The organism is Pseudonocardia sp. ICBG601, from assembly GCF_020496245.1.
This window is the reverse complement of record NZ_JAHLJA010000021.1, coordinates 11,786-29,362: the sequence shown is the minus strand read 5'-3', so window position 1 is coordinate 29,362 and position 17,577 is coordinate 11,786. Positions and strand designations below refer to the sequence as shown.

Here is a 17,577-nt window from a genome sequence, read left to right as displayed (position 1 = left end):
AGACGACCCCCGGAGACGACGATGACCGAGACCGGACCGCCACCGGCCGCCACGACCGATCCCGTGGTGGCACTGCACGGCATCGAGATCGGGTTCCCCGGGGTGAAGGCCCTCGACGGGGTCTCCCTGCGGCTGTTCCCCGGCGAGGTGCACGCCCTCATGGGCGAGAACGGCGCCGGCAAGTCCACCCTGACCAAGGCGCTGACCGGCGTCCACCGCATCGACGCGGGCACCATCACCGTCCGCGGCGGGCTCCGGGAGTTCACCGGCCCCGGGCACGCCCAGGAGGCCGGCATCGCCACGGTCTACCAGGAGGTCAACCTCTGCCCGAACCTCTCCGTCGAGGAGAACATCATGTTGGGCCGCGAGCCGCGGGCCCCGTGGTGGGGCGGCCGGCGCATCGACCGGGCCGCGGTGCGGCGCACCGCCGTCGCGGTGCTCGGGCGGCTCGGGCTCGATCTCGCCCCGGCCTCGCTCGTCGGTGACCATCCACTCGCCGTGCAGCAGCTCGTCGCGATCGCCCGCGCCGTCGCCACCGACCTGTCGGTGCTGATCCTCGACGAACCCACCTCCAGCCTCGACGCCGGCGAGGTCCGCGAGCTGTTCCGCGTCCTGCGCGAGCTGCGCGACGCCGGGGTGGCGATCCTGTTCGTCTCGCACTTCCTCGACCAGGTCTACGAGATCGCCGACCGGACCACGATCCTGCGCAACGGCCGTCTGGTCGGCGAGTACGCGATCGCCGACCTCCCGCGTCTGGAGATGGTGTCGAAGATGGTCGGCCACGCCCTGGAGGAGCTGGCGGACCTCGACCGCCAGCCCGCGGGCCCGGGCGCGGGCCACGCCGGCACGCCCTTCCTCGACGCCCGGGGGATCGGCCGGGCAGGCGGGGTCGCGCCCACCGACCTCGCGGTGCACCCCGGCGAGGTCGTCGGCGGCGCCGGGCTGATGGGATCGGGTCGCACCGAGCTGGTGCGCCTGCTCTTCGGTGCCGACCGTGCCGAGACCGGGTCGATCCGGGTCGACGGCCGGGAGGTCACCCTCGGCGGCCCGACCACGGCGATCGCCGAACGCATCGCGTTCTGCTCCGAGGACCGCAAGGGCGAGGGCGTCATCGCCGACCTGTCGGTGCGCGAGAACATCGTGCTCGCCCTGCAGGCGCGGCGCGGGTGGGCCCGGCGGATCCCGCGGAGCACCGCCGACGAGCTCGTCGGGAGGTGGATCACGGCGCTGGACGTCCGCCCGGCGGACCCGGACGCACTCGTCGGCACCCTGTCCGGCGGCAACCAGCAGAAGGTGCTGCTCGCCCGCTGGCTGATCACCGACCCCAGGCTGCTGATCCTCGACGAGCCGACCCGCGGCATCGACATCGGGGCCAAGACCCAGATCCAGAAGCTGGTCGCGGACCTGGCGGGCGACGGGATGGCCGTCGTGTTCGTCTCCGCCGAGCTGGAGGAGGTCGTGCGGCTCTCCGACCGGATCGCGGTGCTGCGCGACCGGCACAAGGTCGGCGAGCTGACCCGCTCCGAGGCCTCCACCGCCGCCGTCATGGAGATCGTCCCCGAGGGAGGCACCCAGCGTGGCACGCCTGCTGCCTGACACCGGTCCCGTCCGGGCCGCCACCGACGCCCCGGACGGGCCGGCGGCCGACCCCACGACGGCGCCGGACGCGCCGGCCGCTCCCCCGCCGCCGACGGGCACGACGCCGGGGCGGCGGCCCTGGTCACGGATCACCGGCTCGTCGCTGTTCTGGCCGGTCCTGGCCCTGGCGGCGCTGCTGCTGGCCAACCTGGTGTGGACCCCGGGGTTCTTCGCGATCACCGTCCAGAACGGCGCCCTCTACGGCAGCCTGGTCGACATCGCCAAGAACGGCGCCCCCACCGCACTGATCGCGCTCGGGATGACCCTCGTCGTCGCGACCCGCGGGATCGACCTGTCCGTCGGTGCCACGGTCGCGATCTCCGGTGCGGTGGCCTGCACCTGGATCGCCTCCGCACCGGACCCGGCCTCCCCCGGCGCGGCGCTGTCCGGGATCGGCCTCGCCCTGGGCCTGGCGCTGGTGCTCGGCGTCTGGAACGGCGCGATCGTCTCGGTGCTCGGGATCCAGCCGATCATCGCGACACTGGTCCTCATGACGGCCGGGCGCGGCATCGCCATGCTGGTCACCGACGGGCAGATCGTCACCGTCGCCAACCCGACCTACGCTGCGCTCGGCAGCGGGTTCTGGTTCGGCGTCCCGGTCGCGGTGGTGCTCACCGCGCTGGTCTACCTCGCCGTCGCCCTGCTCACCCGGCGCACCGCGCTGGGGATGCTGCTGGAGTCGGTGGGCATCAACCCCGTCGCGAGCCGGCTCGCCGGGGTGCGGGCCCGGGGGATCGTCTGGTCGGTCTACCTGTTCGTCGCGCTCTGCGCCGGCGTCGCCGGGCTGCTGATCAGCTCGAACGTCACCGCGGCCGACGCCAACAACGCCGGGCTGTGGATCGAGCTCGACGCGATCCTCGCCGTCGTCATCGGCGGCACGCTGCTGTCCGGCGGCCGGTACTCCATCGGCGGCACGCTGGTGGGCGCGCTGATCCTGCAGACGCTCACCACCACCGTCTACACCGCGGGCATCGCGCCCGAGGTGACGCTGGTGTTCAAGGCCGTCGTGATCATCGCGGTCTGCCTGCTCCAGTCCCCGAAGGCCCGGTCCGCCCTCGCCCGCAGGCGGCGACGGAGGCCCACCGGTGCCCCGACCACCTCCCAGGCGGTGTCCCGATGACGACCACGACGCCCCGGCCCACCCGGCGGGTCTCCGCCGGATCGCTGCTGTCCCGCCTGCCGCGGCCCTCGACGCAGGTGCTGCCGGTCCTCGCGACGTTCGTGCTGTTCGTGCTCCTGTTCGGAGCGGGCTCGGTCCGCTACGACAACTTCCTGTCCCCGCAGGTCTTCCTGAACCTGTTCGTCGACAACGCCTACCTGATCGTCCTCGCCGTCGGCATGACCTTCGTGATCCTCACCGGCGGCATCGACCTGTCGGTCGGGTCGGTGGTCGCGCTGTCCGGGGTGCTGGCCGCGACGCTGCTCGCGGACGGCTGGCCCGCGCTGCCGGTGATGGCGGCGGTGCTGGTCGTCGGCGTGGCGCTGGGGACGGCGATGGGACTGGTGATCCACCACTTGGAGATCCAGCCGTTCGTCGTGACGCTCGCCGGGATGTTCCTCGCCCGCGGGCTCTGCTACGTGATCAGCGTCGAGTCCGTCCCGGTGACCGACCCGACGTTCACCGCGATCGCGCAGGCCGCCATCCCGCTGGGCGGCCGGTCCTTCGTCAGCCCGTCGGTGGTCGTGGCGCTGGTCGTCGTCGCCGTCGCCGCGTGGGTGCTGCACCGGACCCGGTTCGGCCGGACCGTCTACGCCGTCGGCGGCAACCGGCACTCGGCGATGCTGATGGGCCTCGCGGTCGGGCGCACCCGGGTCGCGGTCTACGCGATCAGCGGGTTCTGCTCGGCGCTGGCCGGGCTGCTGTTCACCTTCTACTCGCTGTCCGGGTACAGCCTGGCGGCCGTCGGCACCGAGCTCGACGCCATCGCCGCCACCGTCATCGGCGGAACGCTGCTGTCCGGCGGCGTCGGCCTGGTCGTGGGTGTCGCTGCTCGGAGTGCTCGTCCTGGGCCTGATCCAGACCTTCATCTCCTTCGAGGGCACCCTCAGCTCGTGGTGGACCAGGATCGTGGTCGGCGCGCTGCTGCTGGTCTTCGTGCTGCTGCAGCGGGCGTTCGCCCGCCGCGGCGCGGGTGGGGTCGTGATCGATCTGGGCGTGCCCGGCGGGCCGATCGCGGTGGCCGGTCGACCCGCACGGTGCCCGGCTCGCCGGGCTGCGCACCCCCGACCGCGACGGCGGCGTCGGCGAGGTGCTGCTCGGCTGCGCCGACCCGCGCACCGACCCGGCCTTCCGCGGCGCGACGGTCGGCCGCTTCGCCAACCGCATCGACGGCGGGCGGTCGTCCTCGACGGCACCGAGCACGTCCTGACCTGCAACGAGCCCGGCGTCTCGCTGCACGGCGGGGACGGCCGGGTTCGACCACGCCGACTTCGTCGCCGGGCCCGTCGAGCAGGTGCCCGGCGGGCGCCGCGTCACGCTGACCCCACCGCAGCCCCGGCGGCGACGGCGGTTACCCCGGCACCCTGGACGTCGCCGTCGTCTACACCGTGACCGGCTCCGACGTGGGCATCGAGCTGACCGCCCGGACCGACGCCCCGACGGTGGTGAACCTGACCAACCACGCCTACTTCACCCTCGGCGGGGCCGGGGTCGCCGGGTGCGAGATCACCGTCCGGGCCGACCGCTACCTGCCCGTCGACGACCGTCTCGTCCCGCTCCGCGGCGCCCCGGCCCCGGTCGAGGGCACCCCGTTCGACCTGCGCGTGCCGGTCCGGGTCGGCGATCTGCTCGATCGGAGCACCCGCAGCTGGCGGTGGCGGGCGGGTTCGACCACACCTTCGTCCTCACCGACGGCGGCCCGGTCGCCGACGGGCTGCGCGGCGCGGCCCGGGTGGTCGAGCCGGTCACCGGCCGCACGCTGACCGTGTTCACCGACCGGCCGGGCGTGCAGTTCTACTCGGGCACGATGCTCGACGGCTCGAACACCTTCCCCGACGGACGGCCCGCCCGGCGCGGCGACGCCTTCTGCCTGGAGCCGCAGGACTTCCCGGACGCGCCGAACCGTCCCGACTACCCGTCGACGGTGCTGCGGCCCGGCGGGACCTACCGCAGCCGCATCCTGCTGCGCTGCGGCGTCGACACGGCCTGACCGGCCCCACGCACGACACGGCCCACGCACGGCGACGGCGGCCGGTCGCGGATCCCGCGGCCGGCCGCCGTCGGGCGGAGCCGTGCTCAGCCGTCGCCGCGGGCGCGGCGCTTGTTCCACACGTCGAACGCGACGGCGAACAGCAGCACGAGGCCCTTCACGACCGACTGCACGGACTGGTCGACGCCCATGAGCTGCATGCCGTTGCTCATCACGGCCATGATCAGGCCGCCGACCAGCGCGCCGACCACGGTGCCGACTCCGCCGGTCACCGCGGCGCCGCCGATGAACGCGGCGGCGATCGCGTCGAGCTCGAACATGTTCCCCGCTGCGGGCTGGGCGCCGTTGGACCGGGCCGAGTAGATGACCCCGGCCACGCCGGCCAGGAAGCCCATGTTCACGAAGATCCAGAACGTGACGGCCCGGACCCGCACCCCGGACAGCCGGGCCGCGGCCGCGTTGCCGCCGAGGGCGTAGACGTGGCGGCCGAACACGGTGCGCCGGGTGAGCAGGCCGTAGGCGAGCACCAGCACCGACAGGACGACCAGCACCACGGGCAGCCCGCGGAGGACGCCAGCTGCCAGGCGAACGCCATGACGACCAGCCCGACGAGTGCGATCCGGCAGGCGAACAGCGGGAACGACTCGACCTGCTGCAGGTCGAGGACCTTCGCGACCCGGCTCCGGTAGGCGAGCACCGCGTACCCGGCGACGCCGAGCGCGGCGATCAGGACGGTGAACGCGTCGTAGCCCTGGCCGCCGATGAGCCCGTTGAGGAAGCCGCCCGCGATCTGCTGGTACTCCGCGGGGAACGGCGAGAGCGAGATGTTGCCCAGCACCTGCAGGGTCAGTCCGCGGAACAGCAGCATCCCGGCGAGGGTCACGATGAAGGCGGGGATGCCGACGTAGGCGACCCAGAAGCCGTGCCAGACGCCGACCAGCACGCCGACGCCGACGGCCGCGACGACACCGACCCACCAGGGCAGGCCGCCGCCGATCACGAGCACCGCGGCGACGGGGCCGGTCAGCGCGACCACCGACCCCACCGACAGGTCGATGTGCCCGCCGACGATGACGATCACCATCCCGATCGCGAGGACCAGGATGTAGGAGTACTGCAGGACGATGTTGGTGATGTTGCCCGGGCTCAGCGAGACGCCGCCGGTGAGGACCGCGAACAGCGCGACGATCGCCACGAACGCGATCACGATGCCGCTCTGGCGGACGTTGCCGGCCAGCAGCCGTCGCAGGTCGCTCGTGCCGGAGTGCAGGGCCGCCGCGCCGGCGCCGGGGCGCTCGTCGGAGGAGGGGTCCTTCTTCGGGAGGGTGCTGGTCATGCGGAGCTCTCCGCCTCCTGGGTCATGAGGGCCATCAGGCCCTCCTGGGTGGCCTCGGCGACCGGCACCTCGCCGGTGATCCGTCCGGCCGACAGGGTGTAGACGCGGTCGCAGATCCCCAGGAGCTCGGGCAGCTCGGAGGAGATGACCAGGACCGCCTTGCCGGCCTCCACCAGCCGGTTGATGATCACGTAGATCTCGTAGCGGGCGCCGACGTCGATCCCGCGGGTCGGCTCGTCGAGGATGAGCACGTCCGGCTCGGTGAACAGCCACTTGGCCAGGACGACCTTCTGCTGGTTGCCGCCGGACAGGGTGCCGACCCCGACACTCGTGCTCGCCGCCCGGATGCCGAGATCCCGCCGGTAGGACTCGGCGACGCGCAGCTCGGCGTCGGCGTCGACCCAGCCGTGGCGGGCGAGCCGGTGCAGGCCCGCGCCGGAGACGTTGCGCCGGATGTCGTCGACCAGGTTGAGGCCGAGGTGCTTGCGGTCCTCGGTGACGTAGGCGAGCCCGGCCTCGATCGCGTCGGACACCGAGCGGGCGCGGACCTCGCGACCCCCGATCCGCAGGGTGCCGCTGACGTCGCGGCCCCAGGACCGCCCGAACACGCTCATCGCGAGCTCGGTGCGGCCCGCGCCCATCAGCCCGGCGATGCCGACGACCTCCCCGGCCCGCACCGACAGCGACGCGGCGTCGACGACCTTGCGGTCCTGGGTCGGGTGCCAGACCGTCCAGTCGGTGATCCGCAGCAGCTCCTCCCCCGGGCTGCTCGCCCGCTCCGGGTAGAAGGAGGTGAGGCCACGGCCGACCATTCCGCGGATGATCCGGTTCCGCGGGGCGGGCTCGTCGGCGACGGTGAAGGTCTCGACGGTGCGGCCGTCGCGGATGACGGTCGTGCGGTCGGCGATCGAGACGATCTCGTCGAGCTTGTGCGAGATGATGATCGAGGTGATGCCGTTGTCGCGGAAGCGCCGGATCAGCTCCAGCAGGTGCGCGGAGTCGGTGTCGTTGAGCGCGGCGGTGGGCTCGTCGAGGATGAGCAGCCGGACGTCCTTGGTCATCGCCTTGACGATCTCGACGAGCTGCTGCTTGCCGACGCCGAGCCGCCCGACCGGCGTCGCGGGGTTCTCGGTGAGACCCACCTCGGCGAGCAGGCGGGCGGCCTCGGCGTGGGTCCGTCGCCAGTCGACCAGCCCCAGCCTGCCGCGCCGCTCGTTGCCGAGGAACACGTTCTCGGCGATCGACAGGTGCGGCACCAGCGCGAGCTCCTGGTGGATGATCACGATGCCGTCGGCCTCGGAGTCGCGGATCCCGGCGAACCGGGCCGGTCGCCCGTCGAGGACGATCTCGCCGTCGTAGGTGCCCGCCGGGTGCACCCCGGAGAGCACCTTCATCAGCGTCGACTTGCCGGCGCCGTTCTCGCCGCAGATCGCGTGGATCTCGCCCCGGCGCACGGCGAGCGAGACCTCCGACAGCGCGGTCACCCCCGGGAAGGTCTTGGTGATGGCGCGCATCTCGAGGATGGTGTCCGGCAGGTCGCCGCCGGGGTCGTGGTCGGTCACGTCGTCCTCCGTCACGGAAGGTGGGGTGCGGCCGGTCGCGGGGCTCAGCCCTGGCGGCCGCGGGCGACGTCCTGCGCCGTGTAGTAGCCGGAGTCGACGAGGACGGGCCGGATGTCGGCCTTGAACACCGTCCGGACCGGCAGCAGGTAGGACGGCACGACCTTCACCCCGTTGTCGTAGGTGGTGGTGTCGTTGGCCTGCGGGGTGCCGCCGGAGAGGAACGCCTTCGCGGCGACGACGGCCTGCTCGGCGAGCTTGCGGGTGTCCTTGAAGACCGTGGAGCTCTGCACCCCGTCGTCGATCAGCTTGACCGAGGCGATCTCGGCGTCCTGCCCGGTGACGGTCGGCATCGGCTTGGCCGGGGTGCCGAAGCCCGCGTTCTGCAGGGCGGTGATGACGCCGCGGGAGATGCCGTCGAAGGGCGACAGGATGCCGTCGGGCCGGCTGCCGTCGTTGTAGGTGGAGGTGAGCAGGTCCTCCATCCGCTTCTGGGCGGTCTCCTGGCCCCAGCGCAGCGTGGCGGTCTGCTCGATGGTCGTCTGGCCGCTCTTGACCCGGATCGTGCCGTTGTCGATCAGCGGCTTCAGCACCGACATGGCGCCGTCGAAGAAGTAGAAGGCGTTGTTGTCGTCGAGGGAGCCCGCGAACAGTTCGACGACGACCGGGCCCTTCTTCGGACCGGGTGACCCGTCGGCGTTCTGCAGGCCCATGCCGCGCAGCAGCGCCTTCGCCTGGGCGACGCCGACCTGGAAGTTGTCGAACGTGACGTAGAAGTCGACGTTCGGGCTCTGCCGGATCAGCCGGTCGTAGGCGATCACGGGGATGCCGGCGTCCTTGGCGGCCTGCAGCTGCCCGGACAGGGCGGTCCCGTCGATGGCCGCGACGATCAGCAGGTCCGCGCCGCTGGTGACCATCTGGTCGATCTGCTGGGACTGGGTGGGGATGTCGTCGCCCCCGTACTGCAGGTCGACCTTGTAGCCGGCGGCGGTGAGCTGGTCGCGGACGGCGTTGCCGTCGGCGATCCACCGCTCGGAGGTCTGGGTCGGCATCGAGACGCCGACCGTCAGGTCGCCGGGTGCCGCACCGGCTCCGGCCCCGCCACCTCCCCCGGCTCCCTGGCCACCACAGGCGGCCAGCCCCAGCACCAGCAGGGCACCGACGGCGACGGTGCGCATCCTCGTGAACACAGGCGATCTCCTCGTCGAGACGGCGGCGGGTGGGTCCCGCCCGACCGGACCGGCGCACCCAGGAATGTGAACGCTAACTACAGACGCACCGACACGGAAGGCGCCGTTACCGCTCCGTTATCCGGCCGGTCGGTCCGTCTCGGTCAGCGACCTCATGATCGACGTGAACGTGTCGTACGACCAGCCGTCGCCCACGGAGCATCCGCACCGGACCGTTGAGTTCGACTTCTGTTAGCGATAACATTCGCTCGCCGTCCGATCGCTCGGCCGACCGTGTTCGTGACCCGAGGAAGTGCTCATGATCCGACCACCGATCGACCTCGCCGACGCCCTCGTGGTGGGCGTCGACTTCGGGACGCTGTCCGGACGGGCGGTCGTCGTCCGTGCGGCCGACGGGGCCGAGCTGGGCTCCGCCGTCCACGCCTACCCCCACGCCGTCGTCACCGACGCCCTGCCGGGGCGGCCGGACCTCCGGCTGCCGCCGGACTGGGCGCTGCAGGTGCCGTCGGACTACGTCGACGTCCTGCGCCACGCGGTCCCCGGTGCGGTCGCCGCCGCCGGGGTGGACCCGGCGCGGGTGGTCGGCATCGCCACCGACTTCACCGCCTGCACCATGGTCCCGACCCTGCGCGACGGCACCCCGCTCAACGAGGTGCCCGACCTGGCCGACGAGCCGCACGCCTACACCAAGCTCTGGCGCCACCACGCCGCCCAGCCCCAGGCCAACCGGATCAACGCCCTCGCCGCCGAGCGGGGCGAGAGCTGGCTGCCCCGCTACGGCGGGTTCATCTCCTCGGAGTGGGAGTTCGCGAAGGGCCTGCAGATCCTGGAGGAGGCCCCCGCGGTCTACGCCCGGACCGAGCGCTGGGTCGAGGCCGCGGACTGGATCGTCTGGCAGCTGTGCGGCCGCTACGTCCGCAACGCCTGCTCGGCCGGCTACAAGGGGATCCTGCAGGACGGCGCCTACCCCGGCCGTGACTTCCTCGGCGCGCTGAACCCCGCCTTCGCCGGGTTCGCCGAGACCAAGGTCGCCCACGAGATCGGCGAGCTGGGCACCGTCGCCGGGACGCTGACCGCCGAGGCGGCAGGCTGGACCGGGCTGCCCAGGGGATCGCGGTCGCCGTCGGCAACGTCGACGCGCACGTCACCGCCGCGGCGGCGAACGCCGTCCGGCCGGGGCAGATGGTCGCGATCATGGGCACCAGCACCTGCCACGTCATGAGCTCCGACGTGCTGCGCGAGGTGCCGGGCATGTGCGGGGTCGTCGACGGCGGCATCGTCTCCGGGCTCTGGGGCTACGAGGCCGGGCAGAGCGGCGTCGGCGACATCTTCGGGTGGTTCGTCGAGCACGGCGTGCCGCCCGCGTACCACGAGGCGGCCCGCGCGCGGGGGCTCGACCTGCACGAGTACCTGACCGAGCTGGCCGCCGGGCAGGCGGTCGGTGAGCACGGGCTCGTCGCGCTGGACTGGCACTCGGGCAACCGCTCGGTGCTGGTGGACCACGAGCTGTCCGGCGTCGTCCTCGGACAGACCCTCGCGACGCGGCCCGAGGACACCTACCGGGCGCTGCTGGAGGCCACCGCGTTCGGCACCCGGATGATCGTGGAGACCTTCGCGGCCTCCGGCGTCCCGGTGACCGAGCTGATCGTCTCCGGCGGGCTCACCCGCAACGCCCTGCTCATGCAGATCTACGCCGACGTGACCCGGCTGCCGCTCACCGTCGTCGAGGCCGGGCAGGGCCCGGCCCTGGGCTCGGCCATCCACGCGGCCGTGGCCGCGGGCGTCCACCCCGACGTTCCCACCGCGGCCGCCGCCATGGGTCGCGTCCGCGAGGGCGCACACCTGCCCGACGAGGAGTCGGCGAAGTCCTACGACGCCCTGTTCGCCGAGTACACCCGCCTGCACGACCACTTCGGCCGGGGCGGCGACGACGTGATGCACCGCCTGCGCGCGATCCGCCGCGAGGCCCGCGCCCAGCGAGAAGGAGACCCCGACGCATGACCGACACCCTGGCCTCCCCCCGAGCTCGCCGCCACCGTGGCGCGGCTGCGCGAGCAGGTGTGCGCGCTGCACGCCGAGCTGGTGCGCTACGAGCTCGTCGTCTGGACCGCGGGGAACGTCTCGGCCCGCGTGCCCGGCCACGACCTGATGGTCATCAAGCCCAGCGGGATCTCCTACGACGACCTGACCCCGGAGAACATGGTGCTGTGCGACCTGCGCGGCACCCCGGTCGAGGGCGACCTGACGCCGTCGTCGGACACCGCGGCGCACGCCCACGTCTACCGGGCCATGCCCGAGGTCGGCGGGGTGGTGCACACCCACTCCACCTACGCCAGCGCGTGGGCGGCACGCGCCGAGCCGATCCCCTGCGTGCTCACCGCGATGAGCGACGAGTTCGGCGGGGACATCCCGATCGGCCCGTTCTCGCTGATCGGCGACGAGTCGATCGGCCGCGGCGTCGTGGAGACCCTGACCGGCAGCCGCTCCCCCGCCGTGATCATGCAGAACCACGGCGTGTTCACCGTCGGCGCCGACGCCCGCTCCGCGGTCAAGGCCGCGGTGATGTGCGAGGACGTCGCCCGCACCGTGCACCTCGCCCGCCAGCTCGGCGACACCGTGCCCATCCCCCAGGACCAGATCGACAGCCTCTGGGACCGCTACCAGAACGTCTACGGGCAGCGCTGAGCTCCGCCCGACCCGAAGGAGGGATGTCTGATGAGCGGCTCGCTGCTCGACAGCTACGAGGTCTGGTTCCTGACCGGGAGCCAGGGCCTCTACGGCGAGGAGACCCTCGCCCAGGTCGCCGACCAGTCCGCGGCCGTCGCCGCCCGGCTCGACGCCGCCGACGAGATCCCGGTGCGGGTGGTGTGGAAGCCCGTGCTGACCGATGCCGACGCGATCCGGCGGATCTGCCTGGAGGCCAACGCCGACGACCGGTGCCTCGGCGTGATCACCTGGATGCACACCTTCTCCCCGGCGAAGATGTGGATCCCCGGGCTCGAGGCCCTGACCCGGCCGCTGCTGCACCTGCACACCCAGGCCGACGTCGACCTCCCCTGGTCGGAGATCGACATGGACTTCATGAACCTCAACCAGGCCGCGCACGGCGACCGCGAGTTCGGCTACGTCCAGACCCGGCTCGGCCTGGCCCGCAAGACCGTCGCCGGACACGTGTCCGACCCGGTGCTCCGCGACCGCATCGGGACCTGGACGCGTGCGGCCGCCGGTGCCGCGGAGCTGCGCGCGCTGAGGCTCGTCCGGTTCGGTGACACCATGCGCGACGTCGCCGTGACCGACGGCGACCGCGTCGAGGCCACCCGGGTCTTCGGGATGTCGGTGCAGACCTACGGCGTCAACGACCTCGTCGCCGTGGTGGACCAGGTCGCCGACGCCGACGTCGACAAGCTCGTCGGCGAGTACGCCGAGATCTACGACGTCGCCCCCGAGCTGCTCCCCGACGGCGCCCGGCACGACGCGCTCCGCTACGGCGCGCGGGTCGAGATCGGGCTGCGCTCGTTCCTGGAGTCCACCGGGGCGCAGGCGTTCACCACGAACTTCGAGGACCTCGGCGGTCTGCGTCAGCTCCCCGGGCTCGCGGTGCAGCGCCTGATGGCCGACGGCTACGGCTTCGGCGCCGAGGGCGACTGGAAGACCGCGGCCATGCTGCGCGCGGTGAAGGTCGTCGCCACCGGGCTGCCCGGCGGCACGTCGTTCATGGAGGACTACACCTACCACCTGCGTCCCGGCCACGAGCGCATCCTCGGGGCGCACATGCTGGAGGTCTGCCCGAGCATCACCGGGTCCCGGCCGTCGCTGGAGATCCACCCGCTGGGCATCGGCGGGCGGGAGGACCCGGTCCGGCTGCGGTTCACCGCCGACCCCGGCCCGGGCGTCGTGCTCGGCATCTGCGACCTCGGGGAGCGGTTCCGCCTGGTCAGCAACGACATCGAGGTCGTCGACCCGGACGAGCCCATGCCGAGGCTCCCGGTGGCGACGGCGACCTGGGTCCCGGAGCCCTCGCTCGCGACCTCGGCCGAGTGCTGGCTGATGGCGGGCGGCCCACACCACACGGTGCTGTCGACCGCCGTCGGGGTCGAGGCCCTCGACGACCTCGCCGAGATCGTCGGCACCGAGCTGGTGCACATCGGCGACACCACACGGCCGCGGACGTTCCTGCACGAGCTGCGCTGGAACAACGCCTACCACCGGCTCGCGCGCGGCTTCTGAGCTCCGCCGCCCGGCGACGGGCCGGCGGTCCGGGTCACTCGTGCCCGGGGGTGCGGAACCTCAGGTCGCCCGCCATGTCGATCCGCGCGAGCTCGGCCCGGGAGGTGACGCCGAGCTTGGGGTAGACGCTGCCCAGGTGGTGCCCGACCGTGCGGTGGCTGATCAGCAGCCGGGCCGCGATCTCCCGGTTGGTGAGCCCCTCGGCGGCCAGCCGGGCGACCCGCAGCTCCTGGGCGGTGAGCCCGGCGGCGGCCGGCTCGTGCCGCACCCCGGACTGCGCGGCCAGCCCCAGCTCCCGCAGCGCCCGCGCCCGCAGCGGCTCCGCGCCGAGGCGGCCGAAGGCCTCGGCCGCCCCGGCGAGCTCGTGCCGGGCGTCGGCGCGACGGCGGACCCGACGGAGCCATTCGCCGTACAGCAGCCGGGTACGGGCCCGCTCGAACGGATCCGGAGCGGCACCCGCGCCGTCGAGCGCGGCCCGGTACGCGGCCTCCGTGTCCGGCCCGCCTGCGGCGAGGCCGCGCAGACGGTGCGCAGCGGCGCGGGCCCAGTGGGCATCGGTCCGCCCGGCCCACGTCTCGACGGCCGCCAGCCGGGCCGAGGCCGTCTCCGTGCGCCCCTCCTGCGTCGCGGCCTCGGCGGTGTCCGGGGCGGCGAGCAGTGCGAAGGTGGGGTGTGCGGCCTCGTGGCCGGGCTCGTCGAGCGGCATCAGGTGGTGCAGGGCCTCGCGGGGCCTGCCGTCGAACAGCGCCGCCCGGCCGCGCACCCAGTACACCGACGCGGTGAGCGCGCGCACCTCCTGCCGGACCGAGACGGCCAGTGCCCGGGTGGTGTGTTCCTCCAGGCCGGGGGCGTCGCCGCGGGCTGCGGCCAGGTTCGCCAGACAGAGCCGGCACTGGCTCGCCACGTGGTTCGCCCCCACCTCCTCGGCCAGCCGCAGGCCCTCGGTGGCGCCGGCCTCGGCGGTCTCCCACCGGCCCGCCGCGGCGTCGAGGACCGCGCTCTGTGCGAGCACCATCGCGAGCGCGGCGAACTCGTGCCGCCGCCGCAGCTGCGCGGCCTGTACCCGCAGCACGTCGTGCAGCGGCCCCTCGACCCCGCAGGCCTGGACCAGCGGCACGGGCGGCAGCAGCTCCCACGGCACGGTCCCGAGCAGGCCGACGGTGGCCGCGTCCGGGGCCGGGAGCGACCCGGCCGCCCGGCCGGTCCCGTCGTAGCAAGCCCACCAGGCCCGCAGTGTCGGCATGACCGGTGCCAGCTCCGGGACGCCGCCGGGGTCGAGGGCGAGCAGCCGCTGCAGCGCCGCCTGCTGCAGGTCCGGGCGGCCCGCCGACCACGCCGCGCGGGCCGCCACCGTACCCAGCTCCATCGCCGTGCGGGTCCCCGCGACGACGGCCATGTCCCCCACCAGGTAGTGGTGGGCGCGTTCGGAGAGACCCGTGGTGAACTCGAGGATCCCGCGCAGCCCGCCGCTGTACCGCACGACGGGCTCCGCCCCGCCCCGGCGCTCGGCGTCGTCGAGCAGTCGCCGGGCTCCCTCGGCGTCGCCGGCGCCCCAGGCGGCGCGGGCGGCGACCGCCAGCCGGCGCGCGGCGTCCGCGGGGTCCGGCGACAGGTCGGCCGCCCGCCGCAGCGTGCGTGCCGCCAGTGGACCGGCGCTGCGCTCCAGGCACCTGGCGGCCGCCTGCTCCAGCAGCGCCGCGACGTCCTCGTCGGGGCCGTCCGCGGCGGCCGCCAGGTGCCAGGCGCGGTGCTCGACGTCCTCGGCCGGCAGCGCCGCGGCCAGCGCCCGGTGCGCGGCCCGGCGGTCGGTGACGGGGGCGCCGTCGTAGAGGGCGGCCGGGACCAGCGGGTGGCGGAACCGGACACGTGTGCCCGAGGCGTGCAGCAGGCCGGAGCGCAGCGCCTCGTCCCAGGTGGAGGCGTCGACACCCCACCCGGCCCCGGCCCGGTCGACGACGTGCCGGTCGCCCCGCCCCTCCGCGGCCGCCAGCAGCAGCAACGCCCGGGTGGCCGGCTTCAGGGCCTCGGCGCGGGCGCAGAACGCCCGCCGCAGCCGGGGCCCCACCGGCATCGGCTCCCCGAACGCCTCGTCGTCGGCCTCGCGCCCGACGGTGGGCAGCTCCTGCAGCGCGAGCGGGTTGCCCGCCGCCATCGCGACCGTGTCGTCGACGAGGGCCTCGTCGGCGTCGGGGACGGCGGCGGCGACCAGCCGGCGGGCGTCGTCGTCGGCGAGTCCCACGACCTCCAGCGCCGGCACCCCCTCCCAGGGCCCCTGGGCCGGGTCGGCGTGGTCGGTCAGGATCACCACGACCGGCTCGGTCCGCACCCGACGCGCGAGGAAGCCCAGACAGTGCGCGGTCGCCTCGTCGACCCACTGCGCGGCGCCGACGACGACGAGCACCGGCCGGTCCCGGGCCAGGCCGGAGAGCAGCGACACCACGGCCGCGCCGATGAGGAAGCGGTTGGCCGGGTCCCGGCTGATCCCGAGCGCGCCGCGCAGTGCGGCGGCCTGCGGGTCCGGGAGCGCGTCGAGCCGGTCGAGGACCGGCCAGAGCAGCGCGTGCAGTGCGCCGAAGGCGAGCCCCGTCTCCATCCGGGTGCCCCTGGTCCGCAGCACCGTGACCCCGGACGCGGCCTCGACGACGTGGTCGACCAGTGCGGTCTTGCCGATCCCCGGCTCCCCCCACAGCACGAGCGCCGCACCCGCGCCGTCGGCCGCGCGTGCCAGCAGCCGCTCCAGTGCCGCGGTCTCGGCACGCCGTCCGAACAGCTCCATGACCCCCCGCAGCCTCGTCCCGCCTGCTCCCCGTGGCACGGCGGATCCGTCGGACCACCGTAGCCGCGTCGTCCGGATCGTCCGGTGACCGATCCGGCGACCGATCCGCCGGGACCGGCCGGACCCGACACTCGCCGGGTGATCCGACCCGCCCCCACCGATGCGCCCGGGACGTGCGGGGGTCCCGACGTCACCGGTGTTCCGCGCGACCGGCGTCGAACCCGGTCGTCGACCGCGGCAGCGCGAACGTGACCGATAGCCTGACCCACCTCGCCTCGATGATCCGGGGCGCGGGCGGGGTCCCGGCCCCGGACCACCCCCGAGTACCGCCGGCCCGGTCGACGGGCGACCACGGAGAGAGGCCCCACATGATCGTCGTCACCGACAACCGCTCCGCGAACCGGTTCGAGGCCCACGACGGCACGACGCTCGCCGGCGTCGCCGCGTACGTACGCACACCGGAGCTCGTCGCCTTCGTGCACACCGAGGTCGACCCGGCCTTCGAGGGACGCGGGGTGGGATCGGCGCTGGCCCGCGAGGGCATCGCGTCGGCGCAGGCCGACGGGCTGCGGGTACTCGCGATCTGCCCGTTCGTCGCTGCCTGGCTGGCGCGCCATCCCGAGCTCGCCCACCTCGAGTACCGGGCGACCAGCAGGGTCACCGACTGACCGGTCGCCGGCGCCACATCCGCGGCCCCGGTGGACACCACCACGGGCCGCGTCACCGCCGGGACCGGGAACGCGACCCCGGTCCGGCCGATCCACGAGGAGACCGATGAGCAGCACGACGACGAGCTGGCCGAGCCTGCGCGTGGCGGACTGGACCGCCACCCGCGAGACCCTGCACATGTGGACCCAGATCGTGGGCAAGATCAGGATGGCACACGCCCCGCTGATCAACCACTGGTGGCAGGTGACCCTGTACCCGAGCGCGCGGGGCCTGACGACGTCGGCCGTCCCGTACGGCACCGGGGCCTTCGAGATCGAGCTCGACCTGCTCGGCCACCGGCTCGAGGTCCGCAGCAGCGACGGCGGCGCGCTCGGCTTCGACCTGGCGCCGATGTCGGTGGCCGAGTTCTACGGCGCCGTCCTGGACGTGCTCGGCCGGCTCGGCATCTCCGCACCGATCCGGCCGCACCCCAACGAGGTCGACCCGGCGATCCCGTTCGCCGAGGACCTCACCCACGCCTCCTACGACGCCGAGGCCGCCACCCTGTTCTGGCGGCAGCTGCTGCAGGTGAACCGCGTGCTCGGTGAGTTCCGGGCGCACTTCGTCGGCAAGGTCAGCCCGGTGCACTTCTTCTGGGGCAGCATGGACATGGCCTGCACCCGCTTCTCCGGGAGGCCGGCGCCGGCGCACCCGGGCGGGGTGCCCAACTGCGGCGACTGGGTCATGGTCGAGGGCTACTCGCGGGAGCTGTCCAGCTGCGGGTTCTGGCCCGGTGGCGGCGAGGAGGGCGCCTTCTACTCCTATGCCTACCCCGCGCCCGACGGCTTCGCCGAGGCCCCGGTCGGCCCCGACGGTGCCTTCTACAGCCCGGACTTCCAGCAGTTCCTGCTGCCCTACGAGGTCGCCCGCGCCGCACCCGACCCGGACCGCGCGGTCGCCGAGTTCCTCCGCACGACCTACGAGGCGGCTGCGGACCTCGGGCACTGGGACCGCTCCGCGCTGGAGGACGACCCGCTCCGCTGGGCGTGACCGC

At 73.8% G+C, this 17,577-nt stretch carries 12 protein-coding genes and 4 pseudogenes; 11 read left to right on the top strand and 5 right to left on the bottom strand.

What is annotated here, in order from left to right:
• The first annotated feature begins 21 nt into the window (after positions 1-21).
• From KPL57_RS07440 to KPL57_RS66020, 6 genes and pseudogenes are all read left to right on the top strand, one after another.
• Positions 22-1,596, top strand: a complete 1,575-nt coding sequence (locus KPL57_RS07440) for a sugar ABC transporter ATP-binding protein (protein ID WP_226351004.1) — start codon at positions 22-24, stop codon at positions 1,594-1,596.
• A gap of 130 nt (positions 1,597-1,726) precedes the next feature.
• A complete protein-coding gene (locus KPL57_RS07435) occupies positions 1,727-2,758 on the top strand; it encodes an ABC transporter permease (RefSeq protein ID WP_226351087.1) in 1,032 nt (343 codons plus the stop codon).
• Positions 2,755-3,763: pseudogene (yjfF, locus tag KPL57_RS07430) on the top strand (galactofuranose ABC transporter, permease protein YjfF); the annotation flags it as partial. The gene KPL57_RS07435 and the pseudogene yjfF, both read left to right, overlap by 4 nt.
• Before the next feature lie 124 nt (positions 3,764-3,887).
• On the top strand, positions 3,888-4,007 hold the full coding sequence (locus tag KPL57_RS71850; protein WP_374203682.1) for a hypothetical protein: 120 nt from the start codon (positions 3,888-3,890) through the stop codon (positions 4,005-4,007).
• Between the two features lie 136 nt (positions 4,008-4,143).
• Positions 4,144-4,560, top strand: a pseudogene (locus KPL57_RS66025) (hypothetical protein); the annotation flags it as partial.
• Complete coding sequence (locus tag KPL57_RS66020) at positions 4,452-4,787, top strand: hypothetical protein (protein WP_308252810.1); 336 nt, start codon at positions 4,452-4,454, stop codon at positions 4,785-4,787. The pseudogene KPL57_RS66025 and the gene KPL57_RS66020, both read left to right, overlap by 109 nt.
• A gap of 86 nt (positions 4,788-4,873) precedes the next feature.
• Here the strand turns inward: KPL57_RS66020 and KPL57_RS07415 are convergent, their stop codons facing one another.
• The 4 genes from KPL57_RS07415 to chvE all read right to left on the bottom strand — a co-directional run bounded on the left by KPL57_RS07415 (position 4,874) and on the right by chvE (position 8,860).
• Positions 4,874-5,281: a hypothetical protein gene (locus KPL57_RS07415; protein WP_308252809.1), complete on the bottom strand. Its 408-nt coding sequence runs from the start codon at positions 5,279-5,281 to the stop codon at positions 4,874-4,876.
• Positions 5,185-6,123, bottom strand: a complete 939-nt coding sequence (locus KPL57_RS07410) for a hypothetical protein (protein WP_226351003.1) — start codon at positions 6,121-6,123, stop codon at positions 5,185-5,187. Before KPL57_RS07410 ends, KPL57_RS07415 begins: the two co-directional genes overlap by 97 nt.
• Positions 6,120-7,637 (bottom strand): ATP-binding cassette domain-containing protein, encoded by a 1,518-nt coding sequence (locus KPL57_RS07405; RefSeq protein WP_308252823.1) that lies wholly within the window; start codon positions 7,635-7,637, stop codon positions 6,120-6,122. The genes KPL57_RS07410 and KPL57_RS07405 overlap by 4 nt, the downstream gene beginning before the upstream one ends.
• Positions 7,638-7,729: 92 nt before the next feature.
• Complete coding sequence (chvE, locus tag KPL57_RS07400) at positions 7,730-8,860, bottom strand: multiple monosaccharide ABC transporter substrate-binding protein (protein WP_075306627.1); 1,131 nt, start codon at positions 8,858-8,860, stop codon at positions 7,730-7,732.
• A 310-nt stretch (positions 8,861-9,170) separates the two neighbouring features.
• On the opposite strand from chvE, the pseudogene araB reads away from it, so the two are divergent.
• The 3 genes and pseudogenes from araB (at position 9,171) to araA (ending at position 13,099) form a co-directional block, all read left to right on the top strand.
• A pseudogene (araB, locus tag KPL57_RS07395) lies at positions 9,171-10,873 on the top strand (ribulokinase).
• Positions 10,874-10,894: 21 nt separating this feature from the next.
• Positions 10,895-11,557, top strand: a pseudogene (locus KPL57_RS07390) (L-ribulose-5-phosphate 4-epimerase); the annotation flags it as partial.
• Between the two features lie 30 nt (positions 11,558-11,587).
• The gene (gene araA / locus KPL57_RS07385; protein ID WP_226351000.1) at positions 11,588-13,099 is read left to right on the top strand and encodes an L-arabinose isomerase; all 1,512 of its coding nucleotides are present in this window, start codon (positions 11,588-11,590) and stop codon (positions 13,097-13,099) included.
• A gap of 34 nt (positions 13,100-13,133) precedes the next feature.
• Here the strand turns inward: araA and KPL57_RS07380 are convergent, their stop codons facing one another.
• Positions 13,134-15,875: a LuxR family transcriptional regulator gene (locus KPL57_RS07380; protein WP_226350999.1), complete on the bottom strand. Its 2,742-nt coding sequence runs from the start codon at positions 15,873-15,875 to the stop codon at positions 13,134-13,136.
• Positions 15,876-16,243: 368 nt separating this feature from the next.
• Here KPL57_RS07380 and KPL57_RS07375 point away from each other — a divergent pair, with 368 nt between their 5' ends.
• Together KPL57_RS07375 and KPL57_RS07370 are read left to right on the top strand one after the other, a co-directional pair.
• The gene (locus KPL57_RS07375) at positions 16,244-16,543 is read left to right on the top strand and encodes a GNAT family N-acetyltransferase (protein ID WP_020625919.1); all 300 of its coding nucleotides are present in this window, start codon (positions 16,244-16,246) and stop codon (positions 16,541-16,543) included.
• 106 nt (positions 16,544-16,649) lie between these two features.
• A complete protein-coding gene (locus KPL57_RS07370) occupies positions 16,650-17,573 on the top strand; it encodes a DUF5996 family protein (protein WP_226350998.1) in 924 nt (307 codons plus the stop codon).
• Positions 17,574-17,577 lie beyond the last annotated feature (4 nt).